The sequence below is a fragment of the Mesorhizobium sp. WSM4312 genome (assembly GCF_002294875.1).
Classification (GTDB): Bacteria; Pseudomonadota; Alphaproteobacteria; order Rhizobiales; family Rhizobiaceae; genus Mesorhizobium.
The window spans coordinates 142,401-158,906 of sequence record NZ_NSFU01000012.1 but is presented as its reverse complement, the minus strand read 5'-3'; the positions used below and the strand labels follow the sequence as shown (position 1 = coordinate 158,906).

16 protein-coding genes are annotated in these 16,506 nt (G+C 64.6%); 8 read left to right on the top strand and 8 right to left on the bottom strand.

Annotated elements, in window-relative coordinates:
* Positions 1 to 14 precede the first annotated feature (14 nt).
* Positions 15 to 572, bottom strand: a complete 558-nt coding sequence (locus tag CK228_RS21530) for a GNAT family N-acetyltransferase (protein WP_095789145.1) — start codon at positions 570 to 572, stop codon at positions 15 to 17.
* A gap of 276 nt (positions 573 to 848) precedes the next feature.
* Between CK228_RS21530 and CK228_RS21525 the strand changes: the two genes are divergently transcribed.
* The gene (locus CK228_RS21525; protein ID WP_095789144.1) at positions 849 to 1,847 is read left to right on the top strand and encodes a hypothetical protein; all 999 of its coding nucleotides are present in this window, start codon (positions 849 to 851) and stop codon (positions 1,845 to 1,847) included.
* Between the two features lie 50 nt (positions 1,848 to 1,897).
* Here the strand turns inward: CK228_RS21525 and CK228_RS21520 are convergent, their stop codons facing one another.
* Positions 1,898 to 2,689 (bottom strand): alpha/beta fold hydrolase, encoded by a 792-nt coding sequence (locus tag CK228_RS21520; RefSeq protein WP_095789143.1) that lies wholly within the window; start codon positions 2,687 to 2,689, stop codon positions 1,898 to 1,900.
* A gap of 101 nt (positions 2,690 to 2,790) precedes the next feature.
* On the opposite strand from CK228_RS21520, the gene CK228_RS21515 reads away from it, so the two are divergent.
* Positions 2,791 to 3,717 carry a LysR family transcriptional regulator gene (locus CK228_RS21515; protein ID WP_095789142.1) on the top strand — a complete coding sequence of 309 codons (927 nt, stop codon included), beginning with the start codon at positions 2,791 to 2,793 and terminating at the stop codon, positions 3,715 to 3,717.
* 35 nt (positions 3,718 to 3,752) lie between these two features.
* On the opposite strand, the gene CK228_RS21510 is transcribed toward CK228_RS21515, so the two are convergent.
* Positions 3,753 to 4,205: a GatB/YqeY domain-containing protein gene (locus CK228_RS21510; RefSeq protein WP_179295995.1), complete on the bottom strand. Its 453-nt coding sequence runs from the start codon at positions 4,203 to 4,205 to the stop codon at positions 3,753 to 3,755.
* A 273-nt stretch (positions 4,206 to 4,478) separates the two neighbouring features.
* Between CK228_RS21510 and carA the strand changes: the two genes are divergently transcribed.
* Entirely contained in the window at positions 4,479 to 5,696 is a 1,218-nt protein-coding gene (carA, locus tag CK228_RS21505; protein ID WP_095789213.1) for a glutamine-hydrolyzing carbamoyl-phosphate synthase small subunit, read from the top strand.
* A gap of 69 nt (positions 5,697 to 5,765) precedes the next feature.
* Here the strand turns inward: carA and CK228_RS21500 are convergent, their stop codons facing one another.
* Both CK228_RS21500 and CK228_RS21495 read right to left on the bottom strand, forming a co-directional pair.
* Entirely contained in the window at positions 5,766 to 7,031 is a 1,266-nt protein-coding gene (locus tag CK228_RS21500) for a TCR/Tet family MFS transporter (RefSeq protein ID WP_095789141.1), read from the bottom strand.
* Between the two features lie 217 nt (positions 7,032 to 7,248).
* Positions 7,249 to 8,163 (bottom strand): neutral zinc metallopeptidase, encoded by a 915-nt coding sequence (locus tag CK228_RS21495; protein ID WP_095789140.1) that lies wholly within the window; start codon positions 8,161 to 8,163, stop codon positions 7,249 to 7,251.
* Between the two features lie 212 nt (positions 8,164 to 8,375).
* On the opposite strand from CK228_RS21495, the gene CK228_RS21490 reads away from it, so the two are divergent.
* Entirely contained in the window at positions 8,376 to 10,424 is a 2,049-nt protein-coding gene (locus tag CK228_RS21490) for a hypothetical protein (RefSeq protein ID WP_095789139.1), read from the top strand.
* Positions 10,425 to 10,554: 130 nt separating this feature from the next.
* Here CK228_RS21490 and CK228_RS21485 read toward each other — a convergent pair whose 3' ends face one another.
* Positions 10,555 to 10,743, bottom strand: a complete 189-nt coding sequence (locus CK228_RS21485; protein WP_019860505.1) for a hypothetical protein — start codon at positions 10,741 to 10,743, stop codon at positions 10,555 to 10,557.
* Positions 10,744 to 10,833: 90 nt separating this feature from the next.
* Positions 10,834 to 11,286: a manganese-binding transcriptional regulator MntR gene (gene mntR / locus CK228_RS21480; RefSeq protein ID WP_095789138.1), complete on the bottom strand. Its 453-nt coding sequence runs from the start codon at positions 11,284 to 11,286 to the stop codon at positions 10,834 to 10,836.
* A gap of 232 nt (positions 11,287 to 11,518) precedes the next feature.
* Here mntR and CK228_RS21475 point away from each other — a divergent pair, with 232 nt between their 5' ends.
* From CK228_RS21475 to CK228_RS21465, 3 genes are all read left to right on the top strand, one after another.
* Positions 11,519 to 12,883, top strand: a complete 1,365-nt coding sequence (locus CK228_RS21475; RefSeq protein ID WP_095789137.1) for an Nramp family divalent metal transporter — start codon at positions 11,519 to 11,521, stop codon at positions 12,881 to 12,883.
* 54 nt (positions 12,884 to 12,937) lie between these two features.
* Positions 12,938 to 13,780: a protein-L-isoaspartate O-methyltransferase gene (locus tag CK228_RS21470; RefSeq protein ID WP_179295994.1), complete on the top strand. Its 843-nt coding sequence runs from the start codon at positions 12,938 to 12,940 to the stop codon at positions 13,778 to 13,780.
* A 117-nt stretch (positions 13,781 to 13,897) separates the two neighbouring features.
* The gene (locus CK228_RS21465) at positions 13,898 to 14,548 is read left to right on the top strand and encodes a dihydrofolate reductase family protein (RefSeq protein ID WP_095789136.1); all 651 of its coding nucleotides are present in this window, start codon (positions 13,898 to 13,900) and stop codon (positions 14,546 to 14,548) included.
* A gap of 241 nt (positions 14,549 to 14,789) precedes the next feature.
* Here the strand turns inward: CK228_RS21465 and CK228_RS21460 are convergent, their stop codons facing one another.
* Entirely contained in the window at positions 14,790 to 15,659 is an 870-nt protein-coding gene (locus CK228_RS21460) for a LysR substrate-binding domain-containing protein (protein ID WP_095773629.1), read from the bottom strand.
* Between the two features lie 96 nt (positions 15,660 to 15,755).
* Between CK228_RS21460 and CK228_RS21455 the strand changes: the two genes are divergently transcribed.
* Positions 15,756 to 16,355 carry a LysE family translocator gene (locus CK228_RS21455; protein WP_095789135.1) on the top strand — a complete coding sequence of 200 codons (600 nt, stop codon included), beginning with the start codon at positions 15,756 to 15,758 and terminating at the stop codon, positions 16,353 to 16,355.
* Positions 16,356 to 16,506 lie beyond the last annotated feature (151 nt).

The following is a 16,506-nucleotide window of genomic DNA, read 5'->3' as shown; positions in this document are numbered from 1 at the left end:
CGCTTTAAGGCGACCTACAGCTCGATCCGGAACCGCAAACTCTCCGCCCCGCCATAGGCGGCGTCCTCGAAGAAGCGTGCGACCAGCCTGCCGCCATTGGCCAGGATCACCTTGTGCGAAGCCGGATTGCCCGGCTTGGCGGTGATCTCGACATAGGGCAGGCCGACCGCCCTCGCCTCGTCCAGCATCATCCGCAAGGCTTCGGTGGCGTAGCCGCGCCGCCGCTTCCACGGCACCACCGCATAGCCGATATGGCCAAGCACATGCGATGGCAGTTCCGCCGTGCCCTTTTGCCAGCGAAAGCCGATCGAGCCCGATGCCTCGCCATCCCAGATCCAGCGGCGGAAGCCCGGCAGGCGCGGCACTTGCGTGCCGTCGGGCAAGGTGATCGGGCCGCCCCTGGCCTCGGGATCATCGAGGCTGGCCAGGAAAGCCTCCGGCTCCTGCTCTATCTCCGCCAACTGCTCGCGCGTCGCCTCCTGGAGCCGGACATTGTCCGGCGACCAGCCGCGCTCGAGCGCCGCCTTGTAGGACGGCAGATGCTCAAGCGCCGGTTTGACGATCTCGATCATGATCCATGCTCTCCAGGTAAGGCAGAGATAGCCCTGGCCATCGGAGCGCTCAAGCCGCCTGAAAGCGGATCTCACCCTTGTCCAGAGACATCGGCCGCAAGCCTTGGACCAGCGTCCCGGTCTATGGGCGGTGCGCGCGCCGGCCCCGGTTCTTCGTGCGGACTTGCAGGCTCGCTAAACAAGATGTGTTTCGCCGATTGCCGCGAGACATTTTATGATTGGTTGCGGATATAACACCGCAGGGATTCGCATGGCTTCGGCAGGAGAATTGAACCGGTGCGGTTGAGATTTTTTCCCCTGGGTGTAGTCGTCACCCTCAGCCTTCTTGTCATCGTCATTGCGCTGACCGCGACGGGCCGGTCCATTGCCGCGCCCTCGGCCGTCCCGGCCTGGCTGCAGGCCCATGTCGGCGACAGCGACGGCCAGATCTCAACCGTGGTGCTGGAGCGGGCGCGGGGGCTCTACCTGAAAAAGGTGGCGCAAGGCGTGGTCAGGAACCCCTGTTACTTCGCCATGGATGCGACACGTCCCGGCGACATGGGCAACGGCGTGCTAGGGCGCCGGTACTACGTCATTTGCGAGGCCAGCCAGTCGTTTCACGCCATCTCGTCGGGTCACGGCGGCGGCCGGAATCTGAAAGGCACGGTCGATTTTTCAAACGGCAGGCGGTGCTCCAAGAACTTCGGCAATGCCATGGATTCCGAACTGACCGCCGGCGGCGCCTACATGACCAGCGAGGCAAAGACCTCCTTCAAGGGTTTTTATCGGACCGGCGCGAAACGGGACGTGGCTTTCCAGCGCACCTTCATCCAGTTCGACGGCGAAGGCGAAGCCGCCAATGCCAGGCAGCGGGTGATCGGCGGCCATGCGGCGCAGGTGCTGCGCGGCATGTGCATGCGCAAAGGCCCCAACAGCTCCTACGCCGACCATGACGGCCTGGTGCCGTTCGGCAAGCTGGTGGACTATGCCGGCGGCCGCAGCAATGGCTGCACCAGCTGGTCGCCAACGGATGCGCAGCAGATCATCGCGATGGTGAAGGACAATCCGACGACGCTCTACATCTATCCGGAATCGCGTGATATCGCCGCCGTCGCGCAGGCGGCAAAAAGCCATTCGCCATCGGGCGAAGCACCCTATTGGAACGCCTCCTGCCTGAAGGAAATCGGCGCGCCGAAATTCTGGCCGCGAAAAACCCTCGAGCCGATCATCGCCCAATACAAGCAGGACCACCCGGCACCGCCACCGCAGCCGGTGCCGATGTGCAAGGAGCCGTGAGGTCCGCTCCACGTCGCGAGACAGCAGACCTCACCGGGGTAGACTCTCGGTCAGCGCAGAAAACCGAGCACGGCCTCCATGAACTCCGCCGGATACTCCACATTCGACAGGTGAACCGCCGGCAGCACGACCAGCTTCGCGCCGGGCACGGCCGCCGCGATCAGTTCGCTGTGGCTGGCGGCCGTCACCGTGTCGTGCTCGCCGGCGATCACCAGCGTCGGCCGGTTGATCAGCGACACCGTGCGGCGAAGATCGGCATCGCGAACGGCGGCGAACAGGCCAGCCAGGCCTTGCCGGTCGATAGCGAGCAGCATGGTGCGGAATTCCTCGATGACGGGTTCATTGGCCGTCACCATCCGCGCGGGGAACCAGTTGTTGAGGAAGACTTCGGCGGTTTCCGACATGTCCGGCGCCTGCCGGACAATGGCAATCCGCTCGTCGAAATAGCTTGCCGGCGCCAGATGGGACGAGGTGTTGCTCAGGATCAGCCTGTCGATCCGCTCCGGTGCATGGATACCGAGCCACTGCCCGACGAAGCCGCCCAGCGACAGTCCGAGGAAATGCACACGTCCAAGCCCGAGTGCATCGAGCAGTTCGACCACGTCGCGGCCAAGCCGGTCGAGCGAATACGCACCGACTGGGGCGCTTGACCCGCCATGGCCGCGAAAATCGTAGCGCAGGAGACGGAAATGTTTTGAAAGCCCGCCGGCCTGCCCGTCCCACATGTGCAGCGTGGTGGCGATGGAGTTCGACAGCACCAGCACCGGCTTTGCGGCATCGCCATCGAGACGATAGGCGATGCGCGCGCCGTCGCCGACAGTCACGAAATTCAGCTCATTCATGATGAAAAGTCCTTCTGGAACGATGAATGAGGCGGAGCGTAGTCGCGTCGAGCATTTGTGGATATTACAAAGATATGACAAACTCTGTAGTCAGAGCTGACATGGCCGAATTCACCTTGCACGACCTGCAATGCTTCGATGCGGTGATCCGCACCGGCGGCTTTCAGCCGGCGGCGAGCTTGCTGCATCGCTCGCACCCGGCGGTGTTCGCCGCCATTGCCAAGCTCGAACGGCAGCTCGACCTCGTTCTCCTGGATCGCAGCGGCTATCGCGTGCGCCCGACCGAGGTAGGGCTGTCGTTCCACCGCCGGGCGCAATCGCTGCTGCGCGAACTGGAAGGCCTGCGCGTCCACGCCGCCCAGCTCTCGATGGGCGAAGAAAGCGAAATCCATGTCGTGATCGGCGACCTCTGCCCGAGGCCGCAGGTGCTGGGCATGCTCGGACGGTTCTTCGCCCAATGCCCGGGCACGCGCCTGCATCTGCATTTCGAAGCCGTCGGCGGCCCTTGGGAGCGGCTTTTCGATGACGAGGCTGACCTGATCCTGCACTGGATCGACAAGGGCGACGCGCGGGTGGAATGGATCGATTTGTGCAAGGTGCCGTTCATTCCCGTGGCGGCGCCGGGCTTTTTGCCCGAGCGCCTCAGGCAGCCGATCACGCTGGACCAGATGCGGGCGCTCACCCAATGCGTCATGCGCGACACCGCCCGCCATTCGCCACGGCGGGACTACTTCATGGTCGAAGGCGCGCCGCAATGCCTGGTGCCCGACCAGGGCATGAAGAAGGAGATCATCCTGCAGGGCCTTGGCTGGGGCCACCTGCCCTGCTTCCTGATCGAGGAAGAATTGCACGATGGACGCCTGCGCTCCATTGCCAGCGGCCATATGCCGGGCCGCACCGACGAGCTGGTGGTGGCGCGCCGCCGCGACCGGCCGCACGGGCCGATCGCCAACCGGTTGTGGGATCACATCCAGCAGGAGGCGCCGGCATTGCGACGCGCGCTGGAGCCGCCAAAAACAGCGTCTTAAGGCAAGTCCAGACCTGGCGGTTGCCCTTAAACGCCCTACTGCAGCAGGCCCTTGACGATGCCGCTGGCCTTGCCGAAATCCATCTGGCCGGCATATTTCTGCTTCAGCGCGGCGATCACCTTGCCCATGTCCTTCTGGCTGGCGGCACCCGTCGCGGCGATCGCGTCGCGGGCTGCCGCCGTGACCGCCGCGTCGTCGAGCTGTGTCGGCAGGAAGCCGCGAATGATCTCCATCTCACCGCGCTCCTGCGCCGCCAGTTCCGGTCGCCTGCCTTCCTCGAAGGCTTTCGCCGATTCCTCGCGCTGCTTCACCATCTTGGCCAGTATCTGCAGGATCTCCTCGTCGCTGGCGGGATCCTTGCCCGACCCGCGATTGGCGATGTCGCGATCATGAATGGCGGCCTGGATCAGCCGCAATGTCGGCAGCCGGTGCTTGTCCTGCGCCTTCATCGCGCTCTTCAGGGATTCGGCGATTTTTGCGCGCATCATGCTTTCTCCTTCGATCGGCGCGGACAATAGCGCCGGGGCCAAGCCAACGCAAACCCTGATATTGCGAGGCAAGCCTATGATATTGCTTGATGAAATAAATCGGAGCCGCATTTCGCATGATCATTGACCGCCCTGCCCCCTTCCCCTATGTACTGGGCCTTGCATGAACTGAAGCTTGAGTGCGTGGAGGCTGCGAATTCGCCGCTCCGCGCCGTCTGCTGCGCGGATGGCCCGCCGGGCCTTTGCAACGCGCAGCCTGATAGGAGTGCCGCCATGGCCGAGATGACGCCCGCGTCGACCGCCCCTTGGGCCACCGAAAAGCCGACCGCCCTTCTGGTGCTGGCCGACGGCACCGTCATCGAGGGTCGCGGCCTCGGCGCCACCGGCTCGGCTGTCGCCGAAGTCTGCTTCAACACCGCGCTCACCGGCTACCAGGAAATCCTCACCGATCCGTCCTATGCCGGCCAGATCGTCACTTTCACCTTCCCGCATATCGGCAATATCGGCACCAATGGCGAGGACATCGAGGACCTCAACCCGGCGGCCCGCGCCGGCGCAGTCGGGGCCGTGTTCAAGGCCGATGTCACCAACCCGTCCAACTACCGCGCCGCCGGCCACCTCGACCAGTGGCTGAAGAAGCGCGGCATCGTCGCGCTCTCGGGCATCGACACCCGCGCGCTCACCGCGCTGATCCGCGAAAAAGGCATGCCCAACGCCGTCATCGCGCATGCGCCCGACGGCGTGTTCGACCTCGACGATCTGAAGCGGCGCGCCGCCGCATGGTCTGGTCTGATCGGCCTCGACCTCGCCAAGGAAGTCACCTCGGGCCAGTCCTCGGTCTGGCGCGAGACGCCCTGGGTGTGGAATGAGGGTTTTGGCGAACAGGCGGCGCCGTCGCTGCACGTCGTGGCCATCGACTACGGCGTCAAGCGCAACATATTGCGCCTGCTTGCCGGCCTCGGCGCCAAGGTGACGGTCGTTCCGGCCAGCACCGGCTCGGAAGAAATCCTCGCCATGCAGCCGGACGGCATCTTCCTTTCCAACGGCCCCGGCGACCCGGAAGCCACCGGCGACTATGCCGTGCCGGTCATCCAGGACCTGCTGAAGACCGACATTCCGGTGTTCGGCATCTGCCTCGGCCACCAGATGCTGGCACTGGCGCTCGGCGGCAGGACCGCCAAGATGCACCAGGGTCATCACGGCGCCAACCATCCGGTCAAGGACCACACCACCGGCAAGGTCGAGATCGTCTCGATGAACCACGGCTTTGCCGTCGACGCGGACTCGCTGCCCGCGGGCGTCGAGGAAACCCATGTCTCGCTGTTCGACGGCTCGAACTGCGGCATCACGCTCACCGGCCGTCCGGTGTTCTCGGTCCAGCATCATCCGGAAGCCTCGCCCGGCCCGCAGGATTCGCACTATCTGTTCCGCCGCTTCGTCAACCTGATCCGCGAAAAGCGCGGCGAGGAATTGCTGGCCGAGCGGGCTTAGCCGGAAGCGACGCGACCCGCCGCGACAGCGACGGCCGTCCCCTGGTCAGCGCGATCCGGCTGTCGTGGCTCATACCTGCGCCGCATCTTCCGCGACGCTAGTCGCGGCGTTCCTCAGCCGCGAGGGTCTCGCGACTTTCGTGACGAAGACGATGAGCGCCAGCATCAGGAAGCATGCGCCAACCAGATAGGGTGCGCCACCGAAGGTCACCGGTGCGCTTGGCCCGGTGAACCAGGAAAAGATCGCCGTGTAGAGCAGCGGCGTGATGATCGAGGTGATCGAGAAGAGCGAGGTCATCGCGCCCTGGAGTTCGCCTTGCGCCGAAGGCGGCACCTTGGCGGCGGCGAGGCTCCTCAGCGGCGGATCGGCAAGTGCCTCCAGGCAACCGGCGACGATCACCGCATAGATCATCCAGCCCTGCGTCGCGAAGGCGTAGCCGAAGGCGCTGAGCGCCGTGAATGTCAGGCCGATGACCGCCGTCTTCCACTCGCCGAGCCTGGGGATGACGCGCGGCAGCACCGTGCCCATGACGATCGCGCCGCACAGGCCGAAAGCGCCGAGTGAGAAGCCGATCTGCTGCTCGCCCCAGCCATAGCGGTAGCTGGAGACGAACGACCAGACCGCCGGATACATCATGTGGCCGAGCGTCATCAGGAAGAAGACGAGCCCGATCCAGCCGATGCCCTCATACCTGCGCATCTGCAGCAGCGTGCCGACCCGGTTGGCGCGTTTCCACTCGAACCGGCGGCGATGCTTCTCGTCGAGCGTTTCGGGCAGGAAGACCATCGCGATCAGGAAGTTGACGAAGGCGAGCCCGGCGGCGAAAAAGAACGGCACGCGCGGCCCGAACGTGCCGAGCAGCCCGCCCAACACTGGGCCGATGACGAAGCCGACGCCGAAGGCGATGCCGAGAAGGCCGAAATTCTTCGCCCGGTTCTCGTCGTTCGAGATATCGGCGATGAAGGCCGAGGTCGTCGAATAGCTGGCGCCTGAAATGCCGGCCAGCACACGGCCGATGAACAGCATCGGAAAGGACCAGGCTACCGCGCAGATCAGATTGTCGATCGAGAAGGTCAGCACCGAGGCAAGCAGGATCGGCCGCCGCCCGAACCGGTCGCTCAACCCACCCATGATCGGCGCGAAGAAGAACTGCATGGCCGCATAGACGAAGAACAGCCAGCCGCCTTCGATCGCCGCGCCGCTGATGCTGACACCGGACAATTCCTGCAAATAGGCCGGCAGCACCGGCATGATGATACCGAAGCCGATAATATCCAGCAGCAGCGTGGTGAAAACCAGCGCGAGGCCCCGCCTGGCGGTTTTGGGGTCGATCATGATGGGTCAGGCTCCTTTGGTCGCCCGGGGCGCAGGCGGACGCACCTTATAGGCGAGCCCGCAAAAAGGAACAATGCGGGAACAGCCAGGAATCGTTGATCCTGACTCTCCCTGACTGCGACTTCGTCGTCAGGCCGGCCAGGAAACGCTAGCCGAGACCGCTTCAAAATTCGCTCCGGCTAGATGGCCGCAGGAGTAGAATTTCCAGATGGCCTCGTCAGATCGGGCCGCTCAGCGTGTTGCAGTCCGAAAGCTTGCCGCTCTTGTAGCCGCGCGCCAGCCAGGTCTGGCGCTGCTGCGAGGTGCCGTGGTTGAAGCTTTCCGGCACGACATAGCCCTGCATCTTCTTCTGCAGCGTGTCGTCGCCGATCTGCTTGGCGGCGTTGAGCGCGCTTTCGATGTCGCCCTGCTCCAATATGCCCTTCTGCGCGGTGTAATGCGCCCACACGCCGGCGAAGCAGTCGGCCTGCAGTTCGATGCGCACCGACAGCTGGTTGGCATCGGCCTCGCTCATGCCTTGCCGCATCTGGTTGAACTTGGACATGATGCCGGTGAGGTTCTGCACGTGGTGACCGACCTCATGCGCGACGACATAGGCCCGCGCGAACTCGCCCGAGGCGCCGAATTGCTGGTCGAGTTGCTGGAAGAAGGTCATGTCTAGATAGACCTTGTGGTCGCCCGGACAATAGAACGGTCCGGCCGCCGCCGAGGCAAAGCCGCAGGCCGAGCGAACCTGGTCGGAAAACAGCACCAGCTTGGGATCCTCATAGGTCAGGCCCTGCGACTTGAAGATACCGGTCCAGGTGTCCTCGGTTTCGGCAAGCACTGTCGCGACGAATTGCTTCATCTCGTCATTGGCGGGTGCCGTGCCCTGGCCGCCGCTATTGTCTGATATCTGGCCACCGCCACCCGGCAGCAGGCCGCCATCGCCACCGCCCAGGATCGCCGAGGGATCGAAGCCGAAATACCATCCCGCGATCACCACCAGGATGACGAGGAGGATGCTGCCGCCGCCACCGGTCCGGCCGCCGATAGGAATTTGGAACCCGCCACCGCCGCCGATCCCGCCGCCGCCGCCATCGCTGCGGTCGTCCTCGATATTGTCACTCTGACGACGGCCTCTCCAGAGCATGGCAACTCCCCGTGATAGACTTCCTCGTTGCTCCGGCAAGGCCGGCTCAACCCAACAAACAAGTATCCCAATGGTTGCGCCAAGTCACAGTGTTTTTCGATGGCCAAGGCGATGCCGGCATGACCGCTTCACCACTCTGGCCGGAACCTTTGAAGGCTTGTAGCATCGGCCGTGACGGAGGATGCGAGGGGCGGTTGCGAACGATCGGTCAAATGCTGTTGGTTTTGGTGCTGAGCTGCCTGGGCTTGCGGGGCGCCAGCGCGGTGACGCTCGACTCCGGCGTCGCCGTCACCGATCCGGCCACCTTGCAGGCGTTGGAGCGCGGCGGCCTGTCGATCAGCCGGCTGCTCGGCCCCGCGCTCGGCCTCACCCGCGACGTCGACAATCACGGCCTGTTTTCCGTGCCGGGGCTGGCCACGGTGCGCGACACCGTCAAGCAGGAGATATCGGACGAGCCGAAGACCAGCCCCGACCCCTATGTCGCTGCCATGGCCAAATCGAACGACACCAGCCAGAAATTCAATCCCAGATACATCGACGACGACGGCTCGACGCTGGATCTGACCGGCGTCGTCAACCGCATGGATCGCGGCTATCTCGGCCACACCGAATGCGGCGAGATCAGGCTGATCTACCGCTTCCACTATTCGGTCGCCGAAAAGCCGGCCAGGGGCAAGGTGGCGCAGCGCATCTCCTCGCGCCTGCCGCTGACCATGAGCCTGGTCTTCAACGCCAAGCCGAGGCGTGCGCAGGCGCGTGCCTCGAAGGATTTGCCAAGTGCCACCGACGTATCCTGCGCCGAAGTCGCCCAGCGCTGGCTCGCCGCCGGCCAGAAAGACCTGCCGCCCGGGCAACTGGCCGCATGGCTGCGTTCCGACGAGGGCCCGCTGTCCGGCGCCATGCTCAATTCCTCGCAGATCATGCGGCTCGAGCTAAACATGCAGGTACTGCGCCTGTCGGCCTCGACGCGGCGCGATTTCGGCGGCCATGCCGAATATCTCCTGAAGATCTTCAAATGGGATCCGGCGACCTCGGGCTTCTACGAAGCGAGGATGGAGAACCAGATCGACCGCGCCACGGTGCTGGCCGACGTCAAGTCCTTCGCCAAATGGCTGCTCACGGACCGCAACATCTACGATCTCGACCATGGCCGGCTCGTCATCGACGAAAAATTCCTGGCCAAGAGCGCCGTTTCCGTCGCGCCTGGAGGCTTGAGCCGCTCGCAGAACAACATCGCCTATGGGCTGGTCGACGACGCCGATATCGACAAGGCGCTGAAGGATTACGTCGCCAGGGGCAACACGCTCGCCACCATCAAATCGGTCGCCGGCTTTAATTTGCGGCTGAACGAAATGAGCTGCACGGGCTGTCATCAGACGCATGGCATTGCCGGCTTCCATTACACCGGCGCCGACCCAGCCAGCGAACCGCGCCGCAACGCCGTCTTCGTGCCGGGCTCGGCTGTCTTCTTCGCCGACCTGCCGCGCCGCCGCGCCATCGTCGAACAATTCGCCGCCGGCGGCCATCCTGATTTCACGCGCGGCTTCGCCGCCCGCCCGGACCAGAAATATGCCGAAGCGCTGAAGGGCACCGATCTCTACAATGGCTGGGGCTCGATCTGCTATCGCGGTGACGACGCGAGCTTCAAGGACTGGACCTGCGGTGCCGGCCTGCGCTGCGCCGGCGTCCACGAAAGCGCCATCCATCCGGGCTTCGGCACCTGCGTCAGCGAGAAGGGTACCGCGGTCGGCGATCCCGTCGAGTTCGGCGAGATCAAGATGTCGACCTGGGGCAACGACCAGTATTGCCGCCTGTCGCCGGCCACCGCCAAGGCCTGCGCCATCGACCCCGCGCGCGACAAGAAACCACTGGTCAAACTCGCCGGCTATGGTGCGGCGCGCCAGCGCTACGACAATCCCGAGCAGAAGACCGGCGGTTTTCCCGGCGGCATGCTGCGCAAGGCAAGCTGCGACAAGCTTCCCGACGAGGCGACCTGCGGCCGGCTGGCCAAGACCGGCTTCAACGACTGCATCGCGTCCGGCAAGGACCACAAATTCTGCACCGGGGAATTCACCAAGACCGCCGGCCTGCGCGCCTGCGACAAAGCGCATCCCTGCCGCGAGGACTATATCTGCACCGCCGGCTATGACGATTTACCCCAGGCCAAGCCTGGCGAAGGCACCTGCATCCCGCCCTATTTCATCTTCCAGTTCCGCGTCGACGGCCACCCCAGAAGCTGGGTGCAGGATGTCAGCGAGTGAGAACGGTTTGCCGCAGGCAAATTGAAAGGTCCACTGGACCTTTCAAGGGCTCGAACGCCCGGAACCATAGCGGAGGGCAACCGGCCGCTGAACAGGCAGCTTCCGCCTGCCGCTGACGCCCGGCGCGGCCTCAGCTTTTCTGCTTGGCGCCGGCGCTCTTGCCGTCGGAGCTTTTCGAGCGCTCCTCGAAACGCGCCGCACCCTTCTTCAGGGGATGGCCGGTCTCGGCCTCGGTCTTGCGCTCGTCCTTCGCCGCGGCCTGCTTCAATCCCTTGGCGGCCTGCTTGCCCTTCGCGGTCGGTGCCTGTTCGACGCCCATTGCTTCCTCCCTTGGCGCGATATCGCGCTATGCGAGGGGCAACGTGCGCAAGGGGCTGCGGTTCCACCTCCCCAGGAACGATCGGGCGCCTCAGCGCGGCGCCGTCATCGCCTTGCGGAATGCTTCCAGCGTCTCGGCGCTGACATGGTGCTCGATGCCCTCGGCATCGATGCGCGCGGTCTCGGCGCTGACGCCGAGCGAACGCAGGAAGGCCTCCACCGTCTGATGGCGGATGCGGCTTTCCTCCGCCACCTTGCGGCCAGCCTCGGTCAGGAACACGCCGCGATAGGGTTTTCTCGACACCAGCCCGTCGGCGCACAGGCGCGTCAGCATCTTGGCCACCGTCGGCTGCGCGACGCCGAGCCGCGCGGCGATGTCGACCTGGCGCGCCTCGTTGCCGTCCTCGATCAGATCGGCGATCAGCTCGACATAGTCCTCGACCAGGGCGCTGCGTCGCGCTTGGCGCTGCTGCCGGAACCCTTCCGAATGGACATCGGCGTCGGGCAATGGCTCACGCGGGACGGGTTTGCTCTTCGGCGCCAATGCGCGCTCCTCCTCGGGAGTTTAGCCGTTCCTGCTTTATAGCACGGGCTCTGATTCTTCAGGCCGTTTATTTGCATTCCCCCACAGGCGCAACCGGCGTTTCCGATTGCGGTTTCGCAAACCCGAGCGAGCGTGGGGCAAAAAGCACAAACAATGAAATATAGCCTATTGCATAATGTTGAGCCATGGCATAGCTTATGGATATTCCCCGGAAGTCTCGGAAAGCCTTTTCATGTCAGACGCAGAAGCCACAGCCCCTCGGTCCTCATGGAGGTTCGCCGGACGGGACGAGGACGATCAGCCCAGCCTGCGCGAAGTCAATTCCACCATTGCCGTGCCGAGTTCGGGCGTCTGGTTCCGCCGGCTGTTCGCCTTCATGGGGCCGGGCTACATGGTTTCGGTCGGCTATATGGACCCCGGCAACTGGGCGACCGACCTCGCCGGCGGCGCCCAGTTCGGCTACACGCTGCTGTTCGTCATCATGCTGTCCAACCTGATGGCGATCCTGTTGCAGGCGTTGGCCGCGCGGCTTGGCATCGCCACCGGCCGCGACCTCGCCCAGGCCTGCCGCGCCTATTATCCCCGCCCCGTCAATTTCGTGCTGTGGATCGCCTGCGAACTCGCCATCATCGCCTGTGACCTCGCCGAAGTCATCGGCACGGCGATCGCCTTGAAGCTTCTGTTCGGCATTCCGCTGATCGGCGGTGCCATACTCACCGCGCTCGACGCCTTCCTCGTGCTCATGCTGATGAACAAGGGGTTCCGCTATCTCGAAGCCTTCGTCATCGCGCTTTTGATCATCATCTTCAGCTGCTTTGCCATCCAGATCTTCGTTGCCGCGCCGCCGGCCGGCACGATCCTGCACTCGATGTTCGTGCCATCCTCGGAGATCGTCACCAATCCGGCGATGCTCTACATCGCCATCGGCATCATCGGCGCCACCGTCATGCCGCACAATCTCTATCTGCACTCCTCGATCGTGCAGACCCGTGCCTATGAGCGCACAGAAAAAGGCAAGCGCGACGCCATCAAATGGGCGACGACGGACTCCACCATCGCGCTGATGCTGGCTCTGTTCGTCAACGCCGCCATCCTGATCGTCTCGGCCGTCGCCTTCCACAACACCGGCCACCAGGATGTGGCTGAGATCGACCAGGCTTTCGAGCTTCTGTCACCGCTGCTCGGCCTCGGCATCGCCTCGATCCTGTTCGCCGTGGCGCTGCTCGCTTCCGGCCTGAATTCGACGGTGACGGCGACGCTTGCCGGCCAGATCGTCATGGAAGGGTTCCTGCGCCTGCGCATCCCCAGCTGGGCGCGCCGGCTTCTGACGCGCGGCCTCGCCATCGTTCCCGTGGTGGTCGTCACCGCGCTCTATGGCGAGAAGGGCACCGGCCAACTGCTGGTGTTCAGCCAGGTGATCCTGTCGATGCAGCTGCCCTTCGCGGTGGTGCCGCTGGTGCAGTTCGTCTCCGACAAGAAGAAGATGGGCAACCTCGCCATTCCACGCGGCGTGGCCGCGCTGGCCTGGGTGGTCGCGGCGATCATCCTCGTGCTCAACTTCAAGCTGCTCTACGACACGATGTTCGGGGTCGGCTAGAATTCCGCCAGACAGCGCGACAAACCGCCAAATCGCGCTATCTTTCCCGATGCCATGAGCAACATCGAAGACATCAGGAAATTCTACGCCCGGCTGATGGCGGCCAATGCCGCCTCATCGGATCCACGCCTGGAAGAGGTCTTCGCCGAGGTTCCGCGCGAAGCCTTTCTTGGCCCGGGACCGTGGACGATCGTCGCCGGCAGCGGCAAGGTCACGACGCCGAGCGCCGACCCGGCGCATGTCTACCAGAACGTGCTGGTGGCGCTCGATGCCGACAAGGGCATCAACAATGGCGAGCCTTTCCTGCACGCCATGTGGATCGGAAGGCTGGCGCCGAAACCCGGCGAGGCCGTCACCCATATCGGCGCCGGCACCGGCTATTACTCCGCCGTGCTGGCCAGGCTGGTTTCACCTGGCGGCACCGTCACCGCCTTAGAGCTCGACGGCAGGCTGGCCGAGCTGGCGCGCAAAAATCTTGAGCCCTACCGCAATGCGACAGTCGTCCAGGGCGACGCCGTGACCACGCCCTTGCCGCCATCCGACATCATCTATGTCAACGCCGGCGTCGTTGCCCCGCCGGTCGGATGGCTGAAGGCGTTGCGCCCCGGCGGCCGCATGATCTTCCCCTGGCGCCCGTCCGAACGCGTCCCGCTGGCGGTGATGGTGACCCGCACCGAAAAGGGCTTTGCCTGCGATCCCTTCATGCGCTCCTGGTTCATCCCGTGCTTCGGTGCCTCGGTTGCCGATCTTGCGGCGAAGATCCCGACACGCGAGCAAGCCGCGCGCAGCCGCTCGATCTGGCTGACGAGCGATAAGCCGCCGGACCGCACCGCCACTGCCATCTTCGGCGACGTCTGGTTCTCGTCGAAAGACGTCCGCGCCAAACCCGGCAACTGACGCATCGATGCGCGGATTTGGCCAGAATTTCGTATGCCCTGTCGGGATAGGTGCGGGCTAGCCGTCCTTGGGCCATAATCCGGCCGCGAGGGCGTGGATGGAACAAGGGAGAGACCCATGAGAAGGATCATCGCCGCCACCTTCGTCAGCCTCGACGGCGTCATGCAGGCACCCGGCGGGCCGGAAGAGGATCCGGTCGGCGGCTTCAAATTCGGCGGCTGGACCTTCCATTATTTTGACGAGGTGGGCGGCGCGGCAATGGATGAATTGTTCTCCAAGCCCTTCGCCCTGCTGCTCGGCCGCAGAACCTACGACATCTTCGCAGCGTACTGGCCGTATCAGAAAGATCCGATCGCCGATGCCTTCAACCCCGCGACCAAATATGTGGCGACACATCGGCCCGACACCCTCACCTGGCAGAACACGCAATGGCTTGGGGAAGATATCGTCGCGGCGTTGCGCCGCCTCAAGCAAGAGGATGGACCCGACCTGCTCATCCAGGGATCGGCCGACCTCATCCAGACCTTGCTCGCCAACGGGCTGATCGACGAGATCCGGCTGATGATCTTCCCGCTGTTGCTGGGCAAGGGCAAGCGGCTGTTCGGCGAAGACGCGATGCCGGCCGCCTTCAAGCTTGTGAAGTCGCAGACGTCCAGCACCGGCGTCATCATCGCGAGCTACGAACGCGCGGGCGAAATCGAGGTCGGCTCCTTTGTCACGGGCGAACCGTCCGACGCCGAGCTCGAGCGGCGCAGGAACTGGAAGTAGCGGACGGCCTTGGCACCTTTCCTCTCCCTCCGGAGGGGGGAGAGGTGGCGCTGCGAAGCAGCGACGGAGTGGGGGAAGCCATCGCCAAACGTACCGCCGTAAGACAGGCAGAACCAGGCGGGCAAGAAGACTGGAGGTCTGCGGTAATCAAGCGGAAAAAGATCGACCCCCACTCCGTCGAGCTTCGCTCGACACCTCTCCCCCGATCGACGGGGGAGAGGAACCCAAGTTCTGCTTGGTCTCAAGCCGCCTGTGGCCGTCGCGCCAACCCATCGCGTATGTGCCGCGCGAACTCCTGTGCCGCAGGCCCGACGCCATGCCGCGGCAGATGCAGATTGATGGCAAAATTCGGCAGTGGCGGCAGCCCGACATCGAACGGCAAGATGTCGAGATCGGCCGGCACGGTGGAGGCCAGCCAGGTGGTGACGGCAAGATCGGAGCGCACCGTCGCCGTCGTCGCGTCGATATTGCCGTTTTCGAACACGGTGCGCCATTCCAGCCCATGCTCGTTGAGGGCTGACAGCACCACCGGGCGGAAGGCGCAGGTGTCGGCGACGATCGACACCGGCAGCGGCCGCTTGGCGCTGGCGGTGCCGCCTCGGGCGCCGACCCAGACCAGCCGGTCGATGGCCAGGCACTCGCCCGATGTCGGGCCGACGCGTTCCTCGATCACCGCGAGGTCGATGGTTCCGGCCGCAAGCGCTGACGCCAGTTCCGGCGATGACGCGCAGACCAGCGAGATCTCGACCTGCGGATAGGTCTCGGCATAGGCCTTCAGCACCGGCGCCAGCAAGGTGCCGACGAGGTCGTAGGGCACGCCTAGCCGCACCTGGCCGGCGACGGCCGAGCCCGCCATCTCGGCCCAGATCTCGTCGTTGAGGCCGAGCAGGCGCTTGGCCTTGCCGAACAGCCGCTCGCCGGACCGCGTCAGGCGCAGGCCGCGCCGGTCGCGCTCGAACAGGCTGCAGCCAAGCGTGTCCTCCAGCCTTTTGACCTGCTGGCTGACGGCGCCCTGGGTCAGGTGCAGCACATTGGCGGCCGCCGTCATGCTGGCCTTGTCGGCGACGGTGACGAAGGTGCGCATCAGCGCCGTATCGAGATTGCGGATCATAATTGCATTATAAATGCTAATGCTAATCATAGCAAACATTGCATTTGCTGATGCACGCACCCAGCCTACGATGGAGCCTCCGATAAAGGACGCCCCATGCTCCAGCCGATCCTGCCGCTCATCCTGTTTGCCTTCGTGGCCACCGGCACGCCTGGGATTGCCACGACCTTGTCCACCGCCTCGGGCGCGCAGTTCGGTTTTCGCCGTTCGGTTCCGCTGATGATCGGCAGCGCCGCTGGCCTCGCTACCGTGACGGGGGCGGCCGCCGCCGGCCTCGCGGGCCTGCTGCTTGCGGTGCCGTCGCTGCAACTGGCGATGAAGGTGATCGGCTCGCTCTATCTCCTGTGGCTGGCGATCAAGATCGGCCGTGCCGGGCCACCCAATCTCGACGTGACCATGGCCAAGCCCAACAGCTTCCTTGGCGGCGCCGGCATCCAATGGATGAACCCCAAGGGTTGGGCGATGGGGCTGGGCGCGGCGGCCTCGTTCGCCGCGCTGGCCGATGGGCCGGGACAACTCGCCTTGCTGCTCGGCTCAACCTTCGGCCTCACCGCCGCCATCTCGCTCTCCGCCTGGTGCGTGGCCGGCATGGTGCTGGCCCGGCTGCTCAAGACCGAATGGCAGTGGCGAGCGCTCAACATCGTGCTGGCACTGGTGCTGGCAGCGTCGATCATTCCGATGTGGCGGGCGGCGTAGCTGAGGCCTTGCAGAGCCTGGGTTCCTCGCCCCCGCCAGAGGCGGGGGAGAGGTGGCTCGGCGAAGCCGAGACGGAGAGGGGGAATGGCGAATCCTGTCCGTGAATGGGGCTTCCAGAATCCTTTCCACCGCTGGCGCAGGCCCCCTCTCC